The 16,824-nt window shown below is 62.5% G+C and carries 17 protein-coding genes and 1 pseudogene; 5 read left to right on the forward strand and 13 right to left on the reverse strand.

Going from position 1 to position 16,824, the window contains the following annotated elements; genetic code table 11:
* Positions 1-26 precede the first annotated feature (26 nt).
* Genes BGRAMDRAFT_RS03960 through BGRAMDRAFT_RS04010 form a run of 11 tightly spaced genes read right to left on the reverse strand, consistent with a single transcriptional unit; the run spans position 27 to position 9,754 of the window.
* Positions 27-1,517 carry an aldehyde dehydrogenase gene (locus BGRAMDRAFT_RS03960; protein ID WP_006047371.1) on the reverse strand — a complete coding sequence of 497 codons (1,491 nt, stop codon included), beginning with the start codon at positions 1,515-1,517 and terminating at the stop codon, positions 27-29.
* A 48-nt stretch (positions 1,518-1,565) separates the two neighbouring features.
* Positions 1,566-2,396: an aspartate dehydrogenase gene (locus BGRAMDRAFT_RS03965; protein ID WP_006047372.1), complete on the reverse strand. Its 831-nt coding sequence runs from the start codon at positions 2,394-2,396 to the stop codon at positions 1,566-1,568.
* A complete protein-coding gene (locus tag BGRAMDRAFT_RS03970; RefSeq protein ID WP_044020272.1) occupies positions 2,389-4,047 on the reverse strand; it encodes a thiamine pyrophosphate-binding protein in 1,659 nt (552 codons plus the stop codon). The genes BGRAMDRAFT_RS03965 and BGRAMDRAFT_RS03970 overlap by 8 nt, the downstream gene beginning before the upstream one ends.
* Positions 4,040-4,852, reverse strand: a complete 813-nt coding sequence (locus tag BGRAMDRAFT_RS03975) for an SDR family oxidoreductase (protein ID WP_006047374.1) — start codon at positions 4,850-4,852, stop codon at positions 4,040-4,042. The genes BGRAMDRAFT_RS03970 and BGRAMDRAFT_RS03975 overlap by 8 nt, the downstream gene beginning before the upstream one ends.
* Positions 4,849-5,742 carry an IclR family transcriptional regulator gene (locus tag BGRAMDRAFT_RS03980; RefSeq protein ID WP_006047375.1) on the reverse strand — a complete coding sequence of 298 codons (894 nt, stop codon included), beginning with the start codon at positions 5,740-5,742 and terminating at the stop codon, positions 4,849-4,851. The genes BGRAMDRAFT_RS03975 and BGRAMDRAFT_RS03980 overlap by 4 nt, the downstream gene beginning before the upstream one ends.
* Positions 5,743-6,645 (reverse strand): alpha/beta fold hydrolase, encoded by a 903-nt coding sequence (locus BGRAMDRAFT_RS03985; protein ID WP_006047376.1) that lies wholly within the window; start codon positions 6,643-6,645, stop codon positions 5,743-5,745. It lies immediately after the preceding gene.
* A gap of 33 nt (positions 6,646-6,678) precedes the next feature.
* Positions 6,679-7,206, reverse strand: a complete 528-nt coding sequence (locus BGRAMDRAFT_RS03990) for a cupin domain-containing protein (RefSeq protein WP_006047377.1) — start codon at positions 7,204-7,206, stop codon at positions 6,679-6,681.
* 26 nt (positions 7,207-7,232) lie between these two features.
* Entirely contained in the window at positions 7,233-8,000 is a 768-nt protein-coding gene (locus BGRAMDRAFT_RS03995; RefSeq protein ID WP_006047378.1) for an SDR family oxidoreductase, read from the reverse strand.
* Positions 7,993-9,072, reverse strand: a complete 1,080-nt coding sequence (locus tag BGRAMDRAFT_RS04000) for an aromatic ring-hydroxylating dioxygenase subunit alpha (RefSeq protein WP_006047379.1) — start codon at positions 9,070-9,072, stop codon at positions 7,993-7,995. Before BGRAMDRAFT_RS04000 ends, BGRAMDRAFT_RS03995 begins: the two co-directional genes overlap by 8 nt.
* Before the next feature lie 54 nt (positions 9,073-9,126).
* On the reverse strand, positions 9,127-9,438 hold the full coding sequence (locus BGRAMDRAFT_RS04005; protein WP_006047380.1) for a recombinase-like helix-turn-helix domain-containing protein: 312 nt from the start codon (positions 9,436-9,438) through the stop codon (positions 9,127-9,129).
* Between the two features lies 1 nt (position 9,439).
* Complete coding sequence (locus BGRAMDRAFT_RS04010; protein WP_006047381.1) at positions 9,440-9,754, reverse strand: non-heme iron oxygenase ferredoxin subunit; 315 nt, start codon at positions 9,752-9,754, stop codon at positions 9,440-9,442.
* A 430-nt stretch (positions 9,755-10,184) separates the two neighbouring features.
* Between BGRAMDRAFT_RS04010 and BGRAMDRAFT_RS04015 the strand changes: the two genes are divergently transcribed.
* Positions 10,185-11,258, forward strand: coding sequence for a porin (locus tag BGRAMDRAFT_RS04015; protein ID WP_006047382.1), 1,074 nt, complete (start codon positions 10,185-10,187; stop codon positions 11,256-11,258).
* Between the two features lie 30 nt (positions 11,259-11,288).
* On the opposite strand, the gene BGRAMDRAFT_RS04020 is transcribed toward BGRAMDRAFT_RS04015, so the two are convergent.
* The gene (locus tag BGRAMDRAFT_RS04020) at positions 11,289-12,245 is read right to left on the reverse strand and encodes an IclR family transcriptional regulator (RefSeq protein WP_029967239.1); all 957 of its coding nucleotides are present in this window, start codon (positions 12,243-12,245) and stop codon (positions 11,289-11,291) included.
* Between the two features lie 140 nt (positions 12,246-12,385).
* On the opposite strand from BGRAMDRAFT_RS04020, the gene BGRAMDRAFT_RS04025 reads away from it, so the two are divergent.
* The 4 genes from BGRAMDRAFT_RS04025 to BGRAMDRAFT_RS04040 all read left to right on the forward strand — a co-directional run bounded on the left by BGRAMDRAFT_RS04025 (position 12,386) and on the right by BGRAMDRAFT_RS04040 (position 16,166).
* Positions 12,386-12,673 carry a hypothetical protein gene (locus tag BGRAMDRAFT_RS04025; protein WP_006047384.1) on the forward strand — a complete coding sequence of 96 codons (288 nt, stop codon included), beginning with the start codon at positions 12,386-12,388 and terminating at the stop codon, positions 12,671-12,673.
* A gap of 140 nt (positions 12,674-12,813) precedes the next feature.
* Positions 12,814-14,529: an acid phosphatase gene (locus tag BGRAMDRAFT_RS04030; RefSeq protein WP_006047385.1), complete on the forward strand. Its 1,716-nt coding sequence runs from the start codon at positions 12,814-12,816 to the stop codon at positions 14,527-14,529.
* Positions 14,530-14,719: 190 nt separating this feature from the next.
* The gene (locus BGRAMDRAFT_RS04035) at positions 14,720-15,079 is read left to right on the forward strand and encodes a DUF3564 domain-containing protein (RefSeq protein WP_006047386.1); all 360 of its coding nucleotides are present in this window, start codon (positions 14,720-14,722) and stop codon (positions 15,077-15,079) included.
* Positions 15,080-15,395: 316 nt separating this feature from the next.
* Positions 15,396-16,166, forward strand: coding sequence for a DNA/RNA non-specific endonuclease (locus BGRAMDRAFT_RS04040; protein ID WP_006047387.1), 771 nt, complete (start codon positions 15,396-15,398; stop codon positions 16,164-16,166).
* A gap of 144 nt (positions 16,167-16,310) precedes the next feature.
* Here BGRAMDRAFT_RS04040 and BGRAMDRAFT_RS33515 read toward each other — a convergent pair.
* Positions 16,311-16,729: pseudogene (locus tag BGRAMDRAFT_RS33515) on the reverse strand (IS66 family transposase); the annotation flags it as partial.
* Between the last annotated feature and the right edge of the window lie 95 nt (positions 16,730-16,824).

Consider the following 16,824-nt stretch of genomic DNA (forward strand, 5'->3'; position numbering starts at 1 on the left):
ACGTGCCTCTTGCGTATCGTGTGTCTTCAGTCAGCCCACGCCAGCGGCGCGTCGTTCAAGCCCCAGTAGAGGCTCTTCTGCTGCATGTATTCGCGGATGCCGAGCCGGCCTTTCTCGCGTCCCATGCCGCTCTCTTTCCAGCCGCTAAATGGCGTCGAGATCGAGAACAGCTTGTAGGTGTTGATCCAGATCGTGCCGGCTTCCAGCGCGCGGGCGATCCGGTAAGCGCGCTTGTAATCGCGCGTCCAGATGCCGGCGGCGAGGCCGAACACACTGTTGTTCGCTTCTTTGAGCAACGACGCTTCGTCGTCGAACGGCATCGCGACCAGCACGGGGCCGAAGATTTCTTCCTGGCAGATGCGTGCGTCGTTGGTGAGACCTTCGAGAATCGTCGGCTGAAAATAGGTGCCTTGTTCGCGACCATCGCCGACCGGACGCTCGCCGCCGCACAGCAGGCGTCCACCTTCTTCAAGACCGAGCGCGACATAACGCTCGACCGTTTCGCGATGCGCCTGCGTGATCAGCGGACCCATCTGCGTTTCCACGCGCGACGGATCGCCGACGCGCAACTTGCGCGCGCCTTCTACCAGACGCTTCATGAACGCATCGTAGATAGAGCGCTGCACGAACAGACGCGAGCCCGCGATGCACGCTTCGCCCGACGAACTGAAAATGCCGTACAGCACGCCGTTCACCGCGTGATCGAGATCGGCGTCGTCGAAAACGATGGTCGGCGATTTGCCGCCGAGTTCAAGCGAGACCGGCATCAGCTTGTCCGCTGCAATGCGCGCGATGCCTCGGCCTACTTCGGTGCCGCCGGTGAACGACACTTTCTTCACGAGCGGATGACGCACGAGCACGTCGCCGATCACCGAGCCCTTGCCCGGCAACACGCTGATCACGCCCTTCGGCACGCCCGCTTCCTCGCAGATGCGCGCGAGCGCCAGCGACGTCAACGGCGTCACTTCCGCGGGCTTCAACACGACGGCGTTGCCGCCTGCCAATGCGGGCGCGAGCTTTTGCGCGTCGGACGCAATCGGCGAATTCCACGGCGTAATTGCAGCGATCACGCCGATGGGTTCATACACGCTCATCGTCAGATAATCGCCGCGCGAAGGCGTGACTTCTTCGTCGAGCGTTTCGAGGCACGCCGCGAAATAGCGGAAGGTGTTGGCCGCGCTTGCCACGAGCACGCGCGTTTCGCCAATCGGCTTGCCGTTGTCGCGACGCTGCAACTGCGCGAGCGCTTCGTGACGCGCCATGATCAGATCGGCGATGCGATACAGGATCAGCGCGCGTTGATGCGGCTTCAAACCGGACCAGTCCGCGCGACGCCATGCGAAGTCCGCGGCTTCCACGGCTTCGCGGGCGTCGTCGGCGTTCGCCGTGGAGATTTCCATGTTGACCGACTGGTCCGCCGGATACAGGCTTTTATACGGGTTGCCGCGCCCTTGCCGCCATTCGCCGCCGATAAAAATATCGCCGGTCGGCACAAGGCTGGTATCGAAGTGAGTCATGTCGGTCATTCCGGTTTGCTTCGGCTATTCAACTATTCGGCCAAGGTCTCAAATCACGCAGCGCGCCGCGCGATTGCGTAACGCGCGAATCGCGCTGTACGCGGTCAACGCAGATGTTTTCGGGTTGTCGGGCAACGGCTTGCCGCACATTTCCAGCGACATCTCGCCGAACGCGCCACGCGCGAGAATCCGATGCACGTTGCGCGTCACATTCGGATCGGCAATCAGGCGAACGGTCGTGTGATCGAGACCGAGACCAGCGAGCGCAATCGTCGCGGCAACGTTGGCGTTCTTCGGATAGAGACGCGCCGCTTCGCGCGCGCTGCCTTCGAAGATCACCTGCTCGACTTTCAACGCGTTCAGATCGCAGACCTGTTCCGCGGGCGTGCCGAGCCAGCCGGTCGGCGGCTTGCGGCCCGTGTACAACACTTCGTCGAGGCCGCCGAGCTTCGCCGCGGCCAATGCATCCACGCCGCCGATTGCGCCCGAGAGCAACGTCAGCGTTGCGTCGCCTTCGTCGGCTGCTGCGGACAACGCGTCGAGCAACGTCATATCGGATAACGCACCGATCGACGCGACCGCGCAATCCGTGCCGGCCTTCAGCAGCGGCACAACGTGATCGACCAGTGCGCTGTGTCCCGCGCATTCCAACGCGAAATGCGGGCGGCTGCTCAATGCGGACACTGAAGCCACCACGTCCACCGTCGAGCCGACCACTTCGCGCACCGAAGCCATATGACGCTCCGGCACGATCACGTGCGACACGCGCACCGCCGGATCGGCGGCGACCGAGCGGTACACCGCCTGGCCGATCGCGCCGAAGCCGATCATCGCGACGTCGACGGGAGCGTGGTGCCCCGCGTAGCCCGCATCACGCATGTTCCGGCTCCTCTTTCTTGACCGGCGGCCCGGCGAACGCGGTGGCGAACGAGCCGACCGACAGCATGTCCACCTCGACCAATACCGGACCGGTCTTCGCCATGCCTTCGCGAATGATCGCGTCGGCTTCATCGAGCGATTTGATGCGGTAGTGCGTGAGCTTCAGGCTTTCGCAGAACTGCGCGAAGTCCGGCTGATGCAGATCGACATAGCAGCGGCGGCCGCCGTATTGCGCGTCCTGAATGTTGCGGATCACGCCGTAGCATTGATCGTTCATCAACACGATCATCACGTTGGCGTTTTCCTGCACGGCCGTCGCGAGTTCGCCGACGTTGACCATCAGACCGCCATCGCCGACGAGGCACACGGTTTTTGCAGCGCTACCTGCAAGCGCCGCGCCGATGCCCATCTGCATCCCCTGGCCGATGCCGCCGCCGAGCGCATGCACGCCCGCGCGCGGCGAGAAAATCTTCAGCATGCGGTTGCCCCACGTGCTGTTCGAGATCGTGACGTCGCGCACCCAGTTGTAGTCGCGGCCCACCGCTGACTGCAACGCGTCGACGAGACGCTTGTACGGACCGAGACCCTTGCCTACATCGGCGACTGCGCTTTCGCGCGCCGCGGCCAGATCCGGTCCGAATGAAGGATCGACCTTCACGCGTCCTTCGAGCAGCGTCGCGAGTTCTTCGAGCACCGCCGATGCATCGCCGTGAACGAACATCTCGTTGCGATAGCCGCGGTTATCGGCGAGCGCGTCGGCGTCGATGCGATACAGCGGTTGCGGCAATGCGAGCTTGTACTTGAGCGTTTCATTGCCGCGCAGACGCGAACCGACGACGACCAACGCATCGCAAGTCTTATAGAAACTTTCGACGGCCGGATGCACGTTAAACGCGCCCAGCGTCGCGGGATGATCTTCGGGCAACACGCCGCGGCCCTGCACGCTCGTCACGACGCCGAAACCAAGCGTGACCAGACGCTCGACGGCATGCGTCGCATGACGCGCGCCGCCACCGAGCCACAACAGCGGACGCTTCGCCTTCGCGAGCTGCTCGGCGAGTTGCGCGACGCGCTCGCTGCAATGCGTGAGCGTGGTGATATGCGGCGCGGCCATGTCGGCGGGCCATTCGATTGCGGCGGCCTGAATGTCGATGGGAATCTCGACGCTCACCGGACCGCTCGGCGCGGTTTGCGCAACGCGCACGGCTTCGCGGATGGTCGGCAGCGCGGTCTCCACCGAACGCACGCGATACGCGGCCTTCGAAATGGACTGGAGCATCGACAGTTGATCCGGCGCTTCGTGGATGTACGCAAGATCGCGGTCGAGATATTCGGTTTCGATCTGGCCGGTCACATGCAGCAGCGCGGTGCCTGCGGTCAGTGCTTCGACCATCGCGCCCGCTGCATTGCCTGCCGCCGTGCCGGTGCTCGTGAAGGCCACACCGAGTCCGCCCGATACGCGCGCAAGACCGTCGGCCATATTCACAGCGCCCGCTTCGCCGCGTGCGCCGACATAACGAATCTTGCCGCGGTTGTGGATCGCGTCGAGGATCGGCATGTTGTGGATCGAGATCACGCCGAACGCGGTTTTTACGCCGCACTGCTCGAGAAAAGCGGCGATCAGTTCGCCAACGGTGGTTGTGTTAGACATGTCGTGCAACGCCTCCAGAAACATCGATGTGACTGCCCGTCGTATAGGACGACAGCGTCGTAGCCAGATAAAAGAGCGCTTGAGCGGCTTCTTCGGGTTTGCCGAAGCGGCCTAGCGGAATGTTTTTCTTGCGCGCGAGTTCGGCGGTCCAGTCGTCCCAGCTCTGGCCCGGCTGCGCTTCTTTCGCATAGCGTCGGCGCCATTGCCCCGATTCGACGATGCCGATCAGAATCGAATTGACGCGCACACGCTGCGGCGCGAGTTCCACCGCGAGCGACTTGATGAGGTTCTGCACCCCCGCACGCGCCGACGAAGTCGCGACCATATGCGGCTCCGGCTGCAGCGCGAGCAGCGAATTCACGCAGACCACGGCCGCGTTGCCCGCGCCGCCGTTGGCTGCATCGCGCAGCATCGGCAGAAAGGCGCGCGTGGGGCGAATCACGCTGAAGTATTTGAGGTCGAGTTCTTCGCGCCATGCTTCGTCGCTCGTATCGGCGAAGGTCGACACGCGGCCCTGGCCCGCGTTGTTGATCAGCATGTCCGTGCGGCCGAAGCGTGCTTGCACCGCTTGTGCAAACGCGTTGACGTCGTCGGCGTTCAGCACGTCGCAGCGGCGAGCGAGCAATCGCGCGGCGGGAAACTGCGCGTTCAATGCGGCCTCGGCTTGCGCGAGACGTTCGGTATCGCGGCCGCAGATTGCAACCGATGCGCCCGCTTTCAAAAACAGTTCGGCGCACGCGAGGCCGATGCCGGACGAGCCGCCCGTCACCACCGCTACTTGCCCGCTGAGATCGATTTGAATCATTTGAGTCCCAATGCCTTCATGTATTTGCTGCCCGCATTCGAACCGTTGCCCGGCCGGTAATTGAGCCGCTGCGAAAGCTCGTCGGCCGCGCGGCGCACCTTGTCCACGAGGCCGCTGTCCAGCAGCGATGCGTCGATTTCCTGGCGCGGAATCGTCGTCGTAATGACCGCGACGATGCGCCCCGTGTCATTGCGCACCGGCGCGCTGACAACCGAAATGCCGCGCTCGAACGACGACTCGCTGATCGCGAAACCGCGCCGCGCGTCGTCGCGAATCCGTTCGTAGAGGTCGTCTATCGTCGCGGGCGTCTGTCGGGTGAAACGTTCAAGTTCCGGCTCGGGATAAAGCTTTTTCAGTTCGTCCAGCGTCATGTCGCCCATCAGGACCTGACCGTGCGTCGTTGCATATGCGGGCAGGCGCGTGCCGACGTTGACCTTCACCGAACTGAAAATCGGCGCGTGGCTCTGCGCCTTTGCGACGAAAACGACATCGCGTCCATCGCGAATCACAATGTGCGCGGTGAGACCCGTTTCGTCGCGCAAGGCTTCGATGATCGGCAAGCCGAGGTCGGTCAATTCAAGCGAGCTCAGATATTCGAAGCCGAGGCGCAACACGGCGACGCCGAGTCGATAGTTACGGTCTTTATCCGCGCGTTCGAGAAAGCCGAGCGATTCCAGCGTTTGCAGCAAGCGGAAAACTGTCGTGCGAGGAATCTTCAGGCGTCGCGACAATTCCGGCGCGCCGAGAACCGGCTCGCGCGGTGAGAATTCGGTGAGGATCTTCAAACCGCGTTCCAGACCGGGCACGCGGTAACTGCTATCGCTGTTGCTATCGCTGCTGTCGTTGCGGTCTTCGTCCGCGTCGCGCTCGTTGAGGGTGTCGGGCGTCATTCATTGGCTCCGTTGTCCGGCGCTTGCGCGGCAGAACGTGTCGATGATCGCGGTGTACGCGGCGCTTGCTTCGATATAGCCGGCGTGCCCCGCGCGTGGCACGACTTGCAGTTGGGTGTCCGCGGCGAGCGCGAGTCGCTCGCAGGCCGCGGGTGTCGTAATGGTGTCGTCCGCGCCGACCGCGATATGCAGGCGGCCGTTATAGCGGCCCTTCAACCGCGCGAGGTCGCTGGCGAGGTCCGCGTTGGCGAGCAGATGCGTGGCCCGCGCGTAGCCGTGCGGAATCACACGCGACATATTCCAGCGCACCCATGCGCGCGCTTCGTCGCTTGCATGCGCGGACAACATATTGGCGCTGCGCTTTTCCGCGAGACCTTGCGGGCCGAGCTCGTTGAGCATCGCGAGCCGTTGATCGCGCTTCGTCTCGCGCACTTCCGCGGAAGCCGCGCCGTAGCCGCCGGCCGGCGACAACAGCAACAGACCCGCCACACGCTGCGGATGCATCGCGGCAAACGAACCGGCGATGATCGCGCCGAGCGAATGACCAACCAGCACGCAACGTTCGATGCCGAGCTTTTCCAGCCATTCATAAAGCACGTTTGCGTAGTCGGTGGCTGCGGGAGAAGCGGCGGGAACCGCCGTCGATTCGCCATAACCCGGCGCGTCCCACGCCAGCACGCGACGGCTCGCGCTCAATGCCTCGAACTGCTGCACCCACGAAGCCGCGCCCGAGCCGATACCGTGCAGCAACACGAGCGGCAATGCATCGCTCGTCTCGCATGCTTCGCGATAACTCAGCACGCGCTGCGATGCCAGTTCGACCTGCCGCGCAGGAAAGCGCGCAACGCGTGCTTCGAGCGTGGCGTGTGAAGCTGCGGCGGTAGCGGACGGGACTGCGGACATGATTTCCTTCGTGGACGTTTTGACGAAAAGCGCTTAGCGCTTGAGCGCGGCGAGCGGCGAATCCGGCGGATACGTCGGCGTAATCGGCTTCGGCGAACCGAGCATCACGCACATCAGCGCGTCTTCTTCGCCGATGTTGATCTCCGTGCGATACACGCCCGGCGGCACCGAAATGAGATCGCGCTCGCCGAGCACGGCTTCCCACGTTTCGCCGTCTTTCTCGCAGATCACTTTCATCTTGCCGCGCAGCACGAAGAAAATTTCTTCGACATCCATATGAATATGGCTCGGGCCGATGTTGCCGGCCGGAATCACCATCGTCGAAAACGTGAAGCCGCCTGCGGGCACTGTGTTCGAATCTTTGGCGACACCTGTGCCGCCCGTGCCGACGTAGCGCATTTGCGCGCGGCGATACTTCGGGTCGTAGTCAGCCTGGAATTTCAGCGCGTCCCAGTCGTAGCGACGCGTTTCAAAGCGCGCGACGCGGCTGTCGAGCCACTGCGCAAAGCTCGCGTCCGTGGGTTGGTCCCACGATTTGCGTTCGATATCGGCGTCCGCCATCTCTTTCTCCTTTCGATTCGACAAGATCAATTCATCACGAAGCCGCCGTTCACCGGCAGCAACTGGCCGGTCACGAAGCGCGCGGCATCGGACAAGAGGAACAGCACCGGCCCGGTCACGTCGTCGGGCACTTGCGCACGCGTCAGCGCACGGCCTTGCAGGTAATACTGATGACGCTCGGCGGGCACATACGCGGTCGCCTCGACTTCGGTGAGGCCGGGCGCAATCGCGTTGACGGTCACCTGATGCGCGCCGAATTCGCGTGCGAGCGAGCGCGTCATCGAGATCACGGCGCCCTTGCTCGCCACGTACGCGAGCAACTTGGGCGCGCCCCACATCGCCGTGTCCGATGCAATGTTCACGATGCTGCCGCGGCCCGAGTCGCGCAGATAAGGCAACGCGGCGGTGCTCATCAACCAGGTGCCGCGCACGTTCACATTCATTACGGCGTCCCAGGTATCGACGGAAAGCTCGTCGGCAAACTTGCCGCCCGAGTTCGTGATGGCCGCGTTGTTGATCAGCGCGTTGATGCCACCGAGTTGCGTCGCCGCTTGCTGCGCGAATTGCGCGATGCTTTCGGGGTTGGCCAGATCGAGCGGAAGGTACGTCGCCGCATGGCCTTCGCCAGCAAGCGATGCCGCCAGCGCGCGTCCTTCGTCGTGCAGCACATCGCCGAATACGACTTGAGCGCCGGCTTGCACCAAGGCCCGCACGAACGCCGCGCCGAGACCGCGCGCGCCGCCCGTCACGAGGACGCGCCGGCCGCTGAGCATCGCGGGCGCGTCGTTATGCATGGTTCTGGCCCGCTGCTTCGGTTTGCGCGGCTTGCGCCTGATGCGCTTCCAGGGTAGCAAAATCCTGTTGCGCGCGCTGACGCAGCATGCGCCGCACACGCGTCATGCCCACATCGTGCTGATAGAGAAACTCATGCTCGCGCGCATTCGGCGCCATGCTTTCGAGCACATAGCGGTCTTGCTCCAGCACGGCCCAATGCAGACCTTCCAGGCGATTGCGATACATGAAGCGCCACGCGTCGCGCTGCCAGCCCTGCACCTTGCGGGTACGCCAGAAATAAACCTGGCAATTGTTTTCGTCGACGGGAACCGCGAAGCCGATGATCCCGAAGTTGCCGCCGGGGCCGAACTTCTTCTTGTACGGAATCGCGAGGCGCATCCACAGGCAACCGGTTTCGCCGAGTTCGACCCAGTCGAAGTTCACGTCGCGCTGGCCGACCTTTTCGAACATCAAACCGGTTTCGGTTTTGCGCACGCGCATGTCGGCCTGCTTGTCGCCTTCGGCCATCGAATGCGAAGTCGCGTGCAAATAGGCGCCGTGCATCGGGTCCATCACGTTGTCGATCGCGTACTGGTAATTGCACTTCCAGTTCGACATGCAGAGGAAGCTCGCGTATTCGTCGCCGACCAGTTCTTCCGGCAACTTGAGCGGCGCGGGTTCCTTATGAGCGTCGTCGCCGAACCAGAGGAAGATCGCGCCCGCGTGTTCTTCGGCCGGATACGACTTCACGCACTTCTGGCCTTCAAGCGGACAGTTCGACACGGCCGGCACTTTAGTGACGGTGCCGCCGCCGTTGATTTCAATGCCGTGATACCAGCACGCGACGCTGCCGCCGAGATTCCAGCCGAGCGACAGACGCGCGCCGCGATGCGGGCAGCGGTCTTCGAGCGCGTGGACTTTGCCTTCCTTGTCGCGCCACAGCACGATCTGATCGCCAAGGCGCGTGATGCCGATGGGCGCATCGCCGACTTGCCAGCTCGGCGCGACGGGATACCAGTAGTTGCGCAGGCCGCGATCCAGGTACGACTGGATGGGATCGGCTGCGGGTTGACTTGTAGCGGGGGACGTCATGAAGAGACTCCGGATGCGAATGCGGACGCAGTGAGCGTGGTCGAAAAAGCGCGCTTATTCGGCGAGCAGACGAAATTCGGCGGCGAGGCGTTCGGCGTTCCACGCATTGCCTTCCGGCGTGCGAAAGCCAATGCCATTCAAACCGTCGACGACTTCCTGCAACTCCACCGCGCCGGCTTCGAAAACTTTTTCAAGCGCATCGCCGAAGTCGTTTTCGTATTGCGTCGGCTCGGCCTTGCGCGTTTGCCAGATGAAGTTTTCCGTCTCGCCCGGCTTCTCGATCACGCCCTTGCCGGCGACGTTGTTCGGCTGCGGCGCGAGCCACGGCTTCAGAAAGGGATTGAAGTTCACGGCTACTTCTCGCATGTCATTCCACCTTGATCTGGATTTCTTCACCGGCGAGGCGCACCGAATACGTCTTCAGGTCGCGGCCGCCGGGCTCTTTCAGGCACTTGCCCGTCGGAATGTGAAACACGGCTTCGTGCAGCGGGCATTCGACCGTGTCGCCGTCGATAAAGCCCTGCGTCAGCAGCGCGTATGCATGAGGACAGACGTTTTCGAGCGCATAGAGCGCATCGCCCACCTTGTAGATGCCGATTTCCGTGCCGTCGAGCTTGAACTCGAGCGGCGCGTCGTCGGACAGGTCGCCGGCATGGCCGGCGCAGCGCCATTGTTCAGTCATTTCTCGCCTTCTCCTGAAGCTCTATGTTCCATCTAAGGAACATCAGTTCGTGTATGGATAATTATAGGAGTGACTCTAGCCGCGACAAATAAAAATCTCAAGCGTTAGGGGAAAACACTGACGGTCACTAACCACGCCCGGCATTGCTCCGGTCGGCACACACCGCCGCAACGCTTTGCCGGCGCGGTTTCGGCCGTAAAACCAGCGCGTCCGACGAAGCCCAGACTCGGGTTTCTACGGACACCGAAAATTTATTTTGACCACTTTCGAAGTCACTATACTTTCCATAGGCGATACACACGCCCATAGGTGGAACACAAAGCGCGGCAGATTTGGCGGCTCGACCAAAGCTGCATCAACCCAAAAAGCAAGCGATCAGGGACGACGAAACTGGCCCGAGCCACGCGTCGTGTGATCAGGAGAACCAACGGTGAAGCACATCATTGCAGCCGGTTTGACGGCAATCTGCGTAACGACAGGCGCATGGGCGCAGAGCAGCGTGACGCTGTACGGCAGCCTGGATGCCGGCATCGCGTACATCAGCAACGTGGGCGGCCACGCGAAGTGGATCGAGGAACAGGGCAACATGCAGCCGGACCGCTGGGGCCTGAAAGGCGTCGAAGATCTCGGCGGTGGGCTCAAGACGATCTTTCAGCTGGAGAACGGCTTTTACACGAACACCGGCGCGTTCGCGAAGGCGGGCACGCTGTTCAATCGGCAGGCGTTCGTGGGTTTGAGTTCGGACAAGATCGGCACGCTGACTTTCGGCCATCAGACGCCGTTCAGCTTCGACGTGCTCGGTCCGCTCAGCACCGCCTATCTCGCGGCGAGCTGGTATGCGTTCCATCCGGGCAATATCGACGAACTCGCGGACACAGGCGTCGTGCCGTTCGACAACTCGGTGAAGTTTCGCTCGGCCACATTTAACGGCTTCAGCGTCGGCGCGATGATGGGTCTGGGCAACACGACGAACTTCTCGACCGGCAAGACGCTGAGCTTTGCGCTTAGCTATGCGAACGGTCCGTTCAAGGCCGGCGCGGCGTATGCGAACGAGCACAACCGCACGCCGTCGATCGTCACCACGGGCATCACCAGTTTCCAGGGCGTGCCCGCCGCCAGCTACAGCGCGGACAAGGTGCAAAACATGGGCGCGGGCGCGTCATACCAGTTCGGCAAGCTGCTCGTGCACGGTCTCTATACGCGAGTGAAACTGGAGTCGGCCGGGCACTCGGACACCTATCAGAGCTACGACGTCGGCGCGAATTATCAGTTCACGCCGTTTAACAGCGTGTCGGGCGGCGCCGCGACTACCACGCTCGCCGGGCACCGCTGGACGCAGTTCGAGATCGGCGACATCTACGCGTTGTCGAAATCGACGCAACTGTATGTGAATGCGCTCTACGAGCGTGCGGGTTCGAATACCGACGCTGCGTTCTTCACTGCGGGCGTGTCGAGTGGCCGCAACCAGACGATCATTCTGACGGGCATCCACCACTCGTTCTGAGCGGAAGATCGGAATCTCGGAACCTCCGAACTAGCTCGCCGTCACCGGTTTGCGGCGAGCCTGCGACGCGGTAGGGTCGTCCGCGCGCGGACGATAGCCCAGCCGCTCCGACAATTCGAGCGCGGCCTGGCACACGGCGCTAATGAGCGGCTCGCGCTCCTCGCTCTCGCCGAGATCGGAACGCGGAATCGTTACCGTCAACGCGGCGGCGATCTTGCCGCTCTGGTCGCGCACCGGCGCGCTCACTACTGAAATGCCCCGCTCGAACGACGCCTCGCTCAGCGCATAGCCGAGCGCCGCGCTTTCGCGCACTCGTCCGTACAGTTCTTCGACAGTCGCGGGCGTGCGTTCGGTGAATCGTTCGAGCTGCGGCTCGGGATATAGCTGACGCAGTTCGTCGAAAGTGAGATCGCCCATCAGCACCTGGCCATGCACCGTCGCATGCGCGGGCAGACGCGTGCCGACGTGCACCTTCACCGAACTGAACATGGGCTCATGAGTTTGCGCTTTGCCGACGAACACCACGTCGCGCTGATCGCGAATCAGCAGATGCGAACTCAAACCGGTGACGTCGCGCAGACGTTCGAGAATCGGCGTGCCGACGTCGGTCAATTCCAGCGAGTTGAGATATTCGAAACCGAGCCGCAGCACCGCGACGCTCAGCCGGAAATAACGGTCGCCGTTGACGCGTTCGAGAAAGCCGAGCGCTTCGAGCGTCTGCAACAGACGGAAGGTTGTGGTGCGCGGAATGCCGATGCGCCTGGACAATTCGGGAGCGCCGAGCACAGGTTCGCGCGCGCTGAATTCGGCGAGGATACGCAGGCCGCGCTCGAGGCCCGGCACGAGATAAGTCGAGCCACCGGCGCTGTCTTCGTCCGCGCCGCTTTCCTGCGCCGAAGGCATGACATCGTCCTGCGAAACCGGCGCTGCCGCAGCGCGGGGCCTGGTCTGCTTGCGTGCCGCTCCTGTCTGCTCTTCTTTTGCCATCTTGGCTGCCGTTTTTCTGCTGTTCATCGAGGTCAGATCAGCATGATAGCGTCTTTGCGGTGCTATGCTTTGATGCGGTTCGCTGCGCGAGGCCTCGTAGCCGCGCCTTCGTTCCGCTCAAGCGTCCGGAGACTACGCTCATGCCTAATTCCGTGCAGATTCAGGTTGCCGATTCGCATCTCTATCCTGGCTGCGCGGTGCACATCGCGCACTTGCCGGAGCCGGCGCGAGCGGCCGCCGCGATCGTCGAATTCGCGGATGGCTCGGGCGCTCATGCCACCTGTCATCTGCGGGCGCACGACGAACTCGAACTGACCGTCGACGGTTACGCGACCCAACAGCGCCATCCGGTCAATTCAAGGCATTGGCTGCTGTTTGCCGTCGATGCAACGCACAACAGTTGGCGCGTGAAGCGCCGCTTGCCTTAGTTGCCGCTCAGTTGCCGCTTAGCTGCGCCTTAGCTGCAAACCCCCGCCGCACCATCAGCACGATCGTAGCTTTCGCCGGCGTCTCGCGCGCCGCCCCGAGCCGCATTTGACGCTCGTCACGCCCACCTGGGAACCGACCGATGACAGACCACGACTCCTCGCCGCCGAACTCCAATAGCGCCGGCAACGCCGATCACCCCGCCAACGCCGCGGACGACCCTCTCAATCCCGAGCGCCGCCGTGTACTGACGGGCCTTGCCGCCGTCGGCATCGGGCTCGCGCTTAGCGGCTGCAAGACCGAAGAGATGGCGAGCGCCGCCGGCCCGCGCAGCGCGGCGGATATACGGCTCGATGCCGCACTGCGCGACCAGGTCAAACAGATCGTGGTGATCTACGCGGAGAACCGCAGTTTCGCGAACCTCTACGGCAATTTTCCAGGCATCCAGCATCCACTCGACGCCGTCACCGCCGAGCGCTATCTGCAACTGGACCGCGACGGCAAGACGCCGTTGCCGCGCCTGCCGGCCATCTGGGGCGGCCTCGTTCCGCAAGCCCAGGAAGTGGACGGCAAACGCTACATGATCGGCCAGAAGGACCTCGGCAATCTGCGCAACGGGCCTTTTCATCTCACCGACGCGCAAGGCGCGCCGCTGCCCACAGGTGTGATCACGCGCGACCTCGTGCATCGCTTCTATCAGAACCAGATGCAGATCAACGCGGGCCGCAACAACCAGTTCGCCGCGTGGGGCGATTCGGGCGGCCTCGTCATGGGCCATTACCGCAATTCCGCCGATACCCTCAAGCTCTGGAGTCTCGCGCAGCAATACACGCTGTGCGATAACTTCTTCATGGCCGCGTTCGGCGGCTCGTGGCTGAACCACATCTTTCTGATTTCGGCGCAGGCGCCGTTCTATCCGGACATCCATAACAGCCCGGCGAAGAAAATGGTGTCGGTGGTCGAAGGCGACGATCCGACCGGCGTGCGGCTGAAGCCCGCGCCCGACTCGCCGGCATCGGCATTGGACGGTCCGCCGAAATACGTCAACGACGGCGCCTTCACCGCCGACGGCTACGCGGTCAACACCATGGCACCGCCGTATCAGCCGAGCAACGTGCGCCCGGCGGAAGGCGGCGACCCGGCGTTCGCGGACGCGTCGAATCCGCGCGTGCTGCCGCCGCAGCATTACGCGACGATCGGCGACCGTCTCTCGGACAAAGGCGTGGATTGGGCGTGGTACAGCGGTGCGTGGCAATACGCGCTGGAGCATCAGGACACGGGCGCGGTGCCCGACTTCCAGTATCACCATCAGCCGTTCAACTACTTTGCCAACTACGCGCCGGGCACGGCGGCGCGGCGCAAATATCTCCGCGATGCGGGCCTCGGCAGCGAGCCGTCGACGAACCGTCTGATCGCCGACATCGACGCTGGCCGTCTGCCCGCCGTCACGTTCTACAAGCCGCAAGGCGATCTGAATATGCACGCCGGTTACGCGGACGTCGAGTCGGGCGACCGGCACATCGCGCGCGTCATCGAGCATATTCAGCGCGGTCCGCAATGGGCCAATACGGTCGTAATCGTCACCGTCGATGAAAACGGCGGCTGGTGGGACCCGGTCGCGCCGCCGAAGGGAGACCGGTGGGGGCCGGGCTCGCGGATTCCCGCGCTGGTGATTTCGCCGCTTGCCAGAAAGGGCTACGTCGATCACACCGTGTACGACACGAACTCGATTCTTCGGCTGATCAGCCGCGTGCACGGACTCGCGCCGCTCGATGGCGTCGTTGCGCGCGATCGCGCGTTCGCCCGTAACGGCCTTGTGCCGCCTGGCGATTTGACGGCGCCGCTGGATCTCGCGTGAGCTCGTCGAAGGACGCGCGCGCGAGCTGCGCGTTCGTGTCGCAGGCGGGCGTTTGCGCGTCTATCCAGGCGTGCTTCCGCACGGGCTTCGGCGTCGCTTTTTAACGCCGAAACTCATAGCTTCGCCTTGAATAACCGGTGCCGCGACATAGACTGTTAAAGCAATTCTTGGCACTTTGCACGGAACTGATATGCGCCTGACTATCCTTATCAACGGTTCCGATCCCACCGTCAGTCACGACTACGCTGTTCTATGGCTCGACACCGACCAGCACCGGTGGTCGAGGGAAGCGCATCAAGGGATCGATCTGCCCCCGTGGGGCGAACTGCACGACGAAGACGGCGTGACGACACTGTGCGCGCCGAGTAACGACGCGCCGCTTTGCACGCTACGCGGCTTGCATGTCGACCGAAAGCAGCGTGTGAGCGCCGCGCAAGGCGACGCGGCCTGGACCGCAATGCACAATCGCGCGCCGACGAGCGGCTTCTGGCGTTTGCAAGCGGTCGATCGTCAAGACGTGCACGCTGAAAATAGCGTGTTCGGCAATTAATTCTCGCGTCGTTCTTCTGCTCGGTCGAAATTCCACGCGCGGGTCGTTGAGGCTCGCGCGTGGAATTTTTTTGTCCGCGCGCTGGCGCGAAGTGAGCATGATGTGAGCGCGATATGAGTGCGAGCGCACCAAACGCGTTTCCGCGACGCATGCCCTTAAGCCGGCCTTAAGTTTGCGTGCGTAGAGTTGGAAATCCACGCATTCGGGTCGCTGCAAGGCGGCCCATTTTTTTTTGCCCGCGCGAATCGCATTGCATCGCTTCATGCGTGCGCGCGACGCTATACTTTGCGCCCCTTCCCTCTCCACCGTTCGACACATGAAGAAGTGGTTCGCCTGTCTGCTCGTCGCGTTTGCCGCTCACGCGAATGCAGCGCCTTCCTGTACCCAGTTCACACCGAATGCGCAATGGCCCGTTCTGACGAATCAGAAGATGGCGCCCAAAGCGCGCATGCTTTGCTATAGCGATTTCGCCGTCATGCATTCCGGTATCACGCATGGTCCGTTGTGGTCCGCGGAACATCTGACGCGCGACCATATCGAAGCCGCGAAAGACATGGTGCGCACCAACAAGTTCTTCGAAGACGCGCGCTTGCCCGACGGCGAAGGCGCGACGCTCGCCGACTACAAGCGCAGCGGCTTCGACCGCGGGCATATGAGCCCCGCGGGCAATCGCTGGAATCGGGACGCGATGGCACAATCGTTTTCGCTTGCCAACGTGGTGCCGCAAAATCGCGAGAACAATCAGCGCTTGTGGGCGCGCATCGAAACGTCGGTGCGTAAAATCGCCATGGCGTATGACGACACTTACGTCGTGACGGGCCCGATGTTCAGCGGACAGCAGTTGCAGACTATCGGCTCCTCGCGCGTGTTCGTGCCGACGCAGTTGTTCAAGGTGGTCTATGTGCCTTCGCGGCAACTCGCGTTCGCGGTCGTGGTCGACAATGTATCCACGAACCGCTATGACATCAGGACGATTCACGAACTCGAGGCAGTATCGGGCATCCGCTTTCCGGGCATTCCGGAGCATCGCTATCCACAAGTAACGTTTAATGGACACGACTTTTACGTCGGAAAATCAAAGCTTTAGAAATTTTCCCTGTTGTCCGTCGTTTTCCAGAAAAATGGACAGCCTCGCCGCTTATGGCGCAAGGCGTGACTCGCGAGTCTTGTAAGCCGGGGCTCATAAAGGATCGCTGGTTTGCATCCGGTCTCTAATTCACGCCTCCCAAAGTAGATAGTTTTTGCGGCCGGGCGCGACACAGCGCAGAGCGTTCTCGGCAAGCACATTGCTGGTCTCAACTCGACCGTCCTCGCAGTAAAACACGAGCACCACCCCGTGTTTCAGCGAGTAGCTGATTGCTGCGGCGAGCGCGAATTTCATCGACAGCGTCGCTAATTGCGCCCCGATCGTCGCCTCTAGCTTCGCGAGCAACGGCTTGGGCTTTTCCTGCCTCACGCGCCGACGCTAGTCAGGCGCCTTGCCGCGGATATCGGCCTCGATGCTTTAGAGCTCGCCAATCATCTCGAGCAGTTGCTGGGTATCTGGAGTCGGTGTGCGCGCCTGACATCGTAGATGTACCTCCTCGCGTGATCCCAGCATGCCGGTTCGTGGATCTCGCCGCTCGCGTACAGTTGATCGAACCCGGCGAAATGTTATGCATAACATTTCGCCGGCTATGTTGCGGCCAAATTTATGTGGCGGCAACCGATAGGCGCCGAGGAAACATGGGGCATGCCCTGGCTAT

The sequence above is a fragment of the Paraburkholderia graminis C4D1M genome (assembly GCF_000172415.1).
GTDB lineage: Bacteria > Pseudomonadota > Gammaproteobacteria > Burkholderiales > Burkholderiaceae > Paraburkholderia > Paraburkholderia graminis.

Excerpts from the sequence above, each read along its gene's own strand:
- BGRAMDRAFT_RS04010 (WP_006047381.1), bottom strand. The coding sequence starts at position 9,754 with ATGACTGAACAATGGCGCTGCGCCGGCCATGCCGGCGACCTGTCCGAC.
- BGRAMDRAFT_RS04040 (WP_006047387.1), top strand. The coding sequence starts at position 15,396 with ATGAAGAAGTGGTTCGCCTGTCTGCTCGTCGCGTTTGCCGCTCACGCG.
- BGRAMDRAFT_RS04005 (WP_006047380.1), bottom strand. The coding sequence starts at position 9,438 with ATGCGAGAAGTAGCCGTGAACTTCAATCCCTTTCTGAAGCCGTGGCTC.
- BGRAMDRAFT_RS04030 (WP_006047385.1), top strand. The coding sequence starts at position 12,814 with ATGACAGACCACGACTCCTCGCCGCCGAACTCCAATAGCGCCGGCAAC.
- BGRAMDRAFT_RS03965 (WP_006047372.1), bottom strand. The coding sequence starts at position 2,396 with ATGCGTGATGCGGGCTACGCGGGGCACCACGCTCCCGTCGACGTCGCG.
- BGRAMDRAFT_RS03980 (WP_006047375.1), bottom strand. The coding sequence starts at position 5,742 with ATGACGCCCGACACCCTCAACGAGCGCGACGCGGACGAAGACCGCAAC.
- BGRAMDRAFT_RS03960 (WP_006047371.1), bottom strand. The coding sequence starts at position 1,517 with ATGACTCACTTCGATACCAGCCTTGTGCCGACCGGCGATATTTTTATC.
- BGRAMDRAFT_RS03995 (WP_006047378.1), bottom strand. The coding sequence starts at position 8,000 with ATGCATAACGACGCGCCCGCGATGCTCAGCGGCCGGCGCGTCCTCGTG.
- BGRAMDRAFT_RS03990 (WP_006047377.1), bottom strand. The coding sequence starts at position 7,206 with ATGGCGGACGCCGATATCGAACGCAAATCGTGGGACCAACCCACGGAC.
- BGRAMDRAFT_RS04035 (WP_006047386.1), top strand. The coding sequence starts at position 14,720 with ATGCGCCTGACTATCCTTATCAACGGTTCCGATCCCACCGTCAGTCAC.
- BGRAMDRAFT_RS04020 (WP_029967239.1), bottom strand. The coding sequence starts at position 12,245 with ATGGCAAAAGAAGAGCAGACAGGAGCGGCACGCAAGCAGACCAGGCCC.
- BGRAMDRAFT_RS04000 (WP_006047379.1), bottom strand. The coding sequence starts at position 9,072 with ATGACGTCCCCCGCTACAAGTCAACCCGCAGCCGATCCCATCCAGTCG.
- BGRAMDRAFT_RS03970 (WP_044020272.1), bottom strand. The coding sequence starts at position 4,047 with ATGTCTAACACAACCACCGTTGGCGAACTGATCGCCGCTTTTCTCGAG.
- BGRAMDRAFT_RS03985 (WP_006047376.1), bottom strand. The coding sequence starts at position 6,645 with ATGTCCGCAGTCCCGTCCGCTACCGCCGCAGCTTCACACGCCACGCTC.
- BGRAMDRAFT_RS03975 (WP_006047374.1), bottom strand. The coding sequence starts at position 4,852 with ATGATTCAAATCGATCTCAGCGGGCAAGTAGCGGTGGTGACGGGCGGC.
- BGRAMDRAFT_RS04025 (WP_006047384.1), top strand. The coding sequence starts at position 12,386 with ATGCCTAATTCCGTGCAGATTCAGGTTGCCGATTCGCATCTCTATCCT.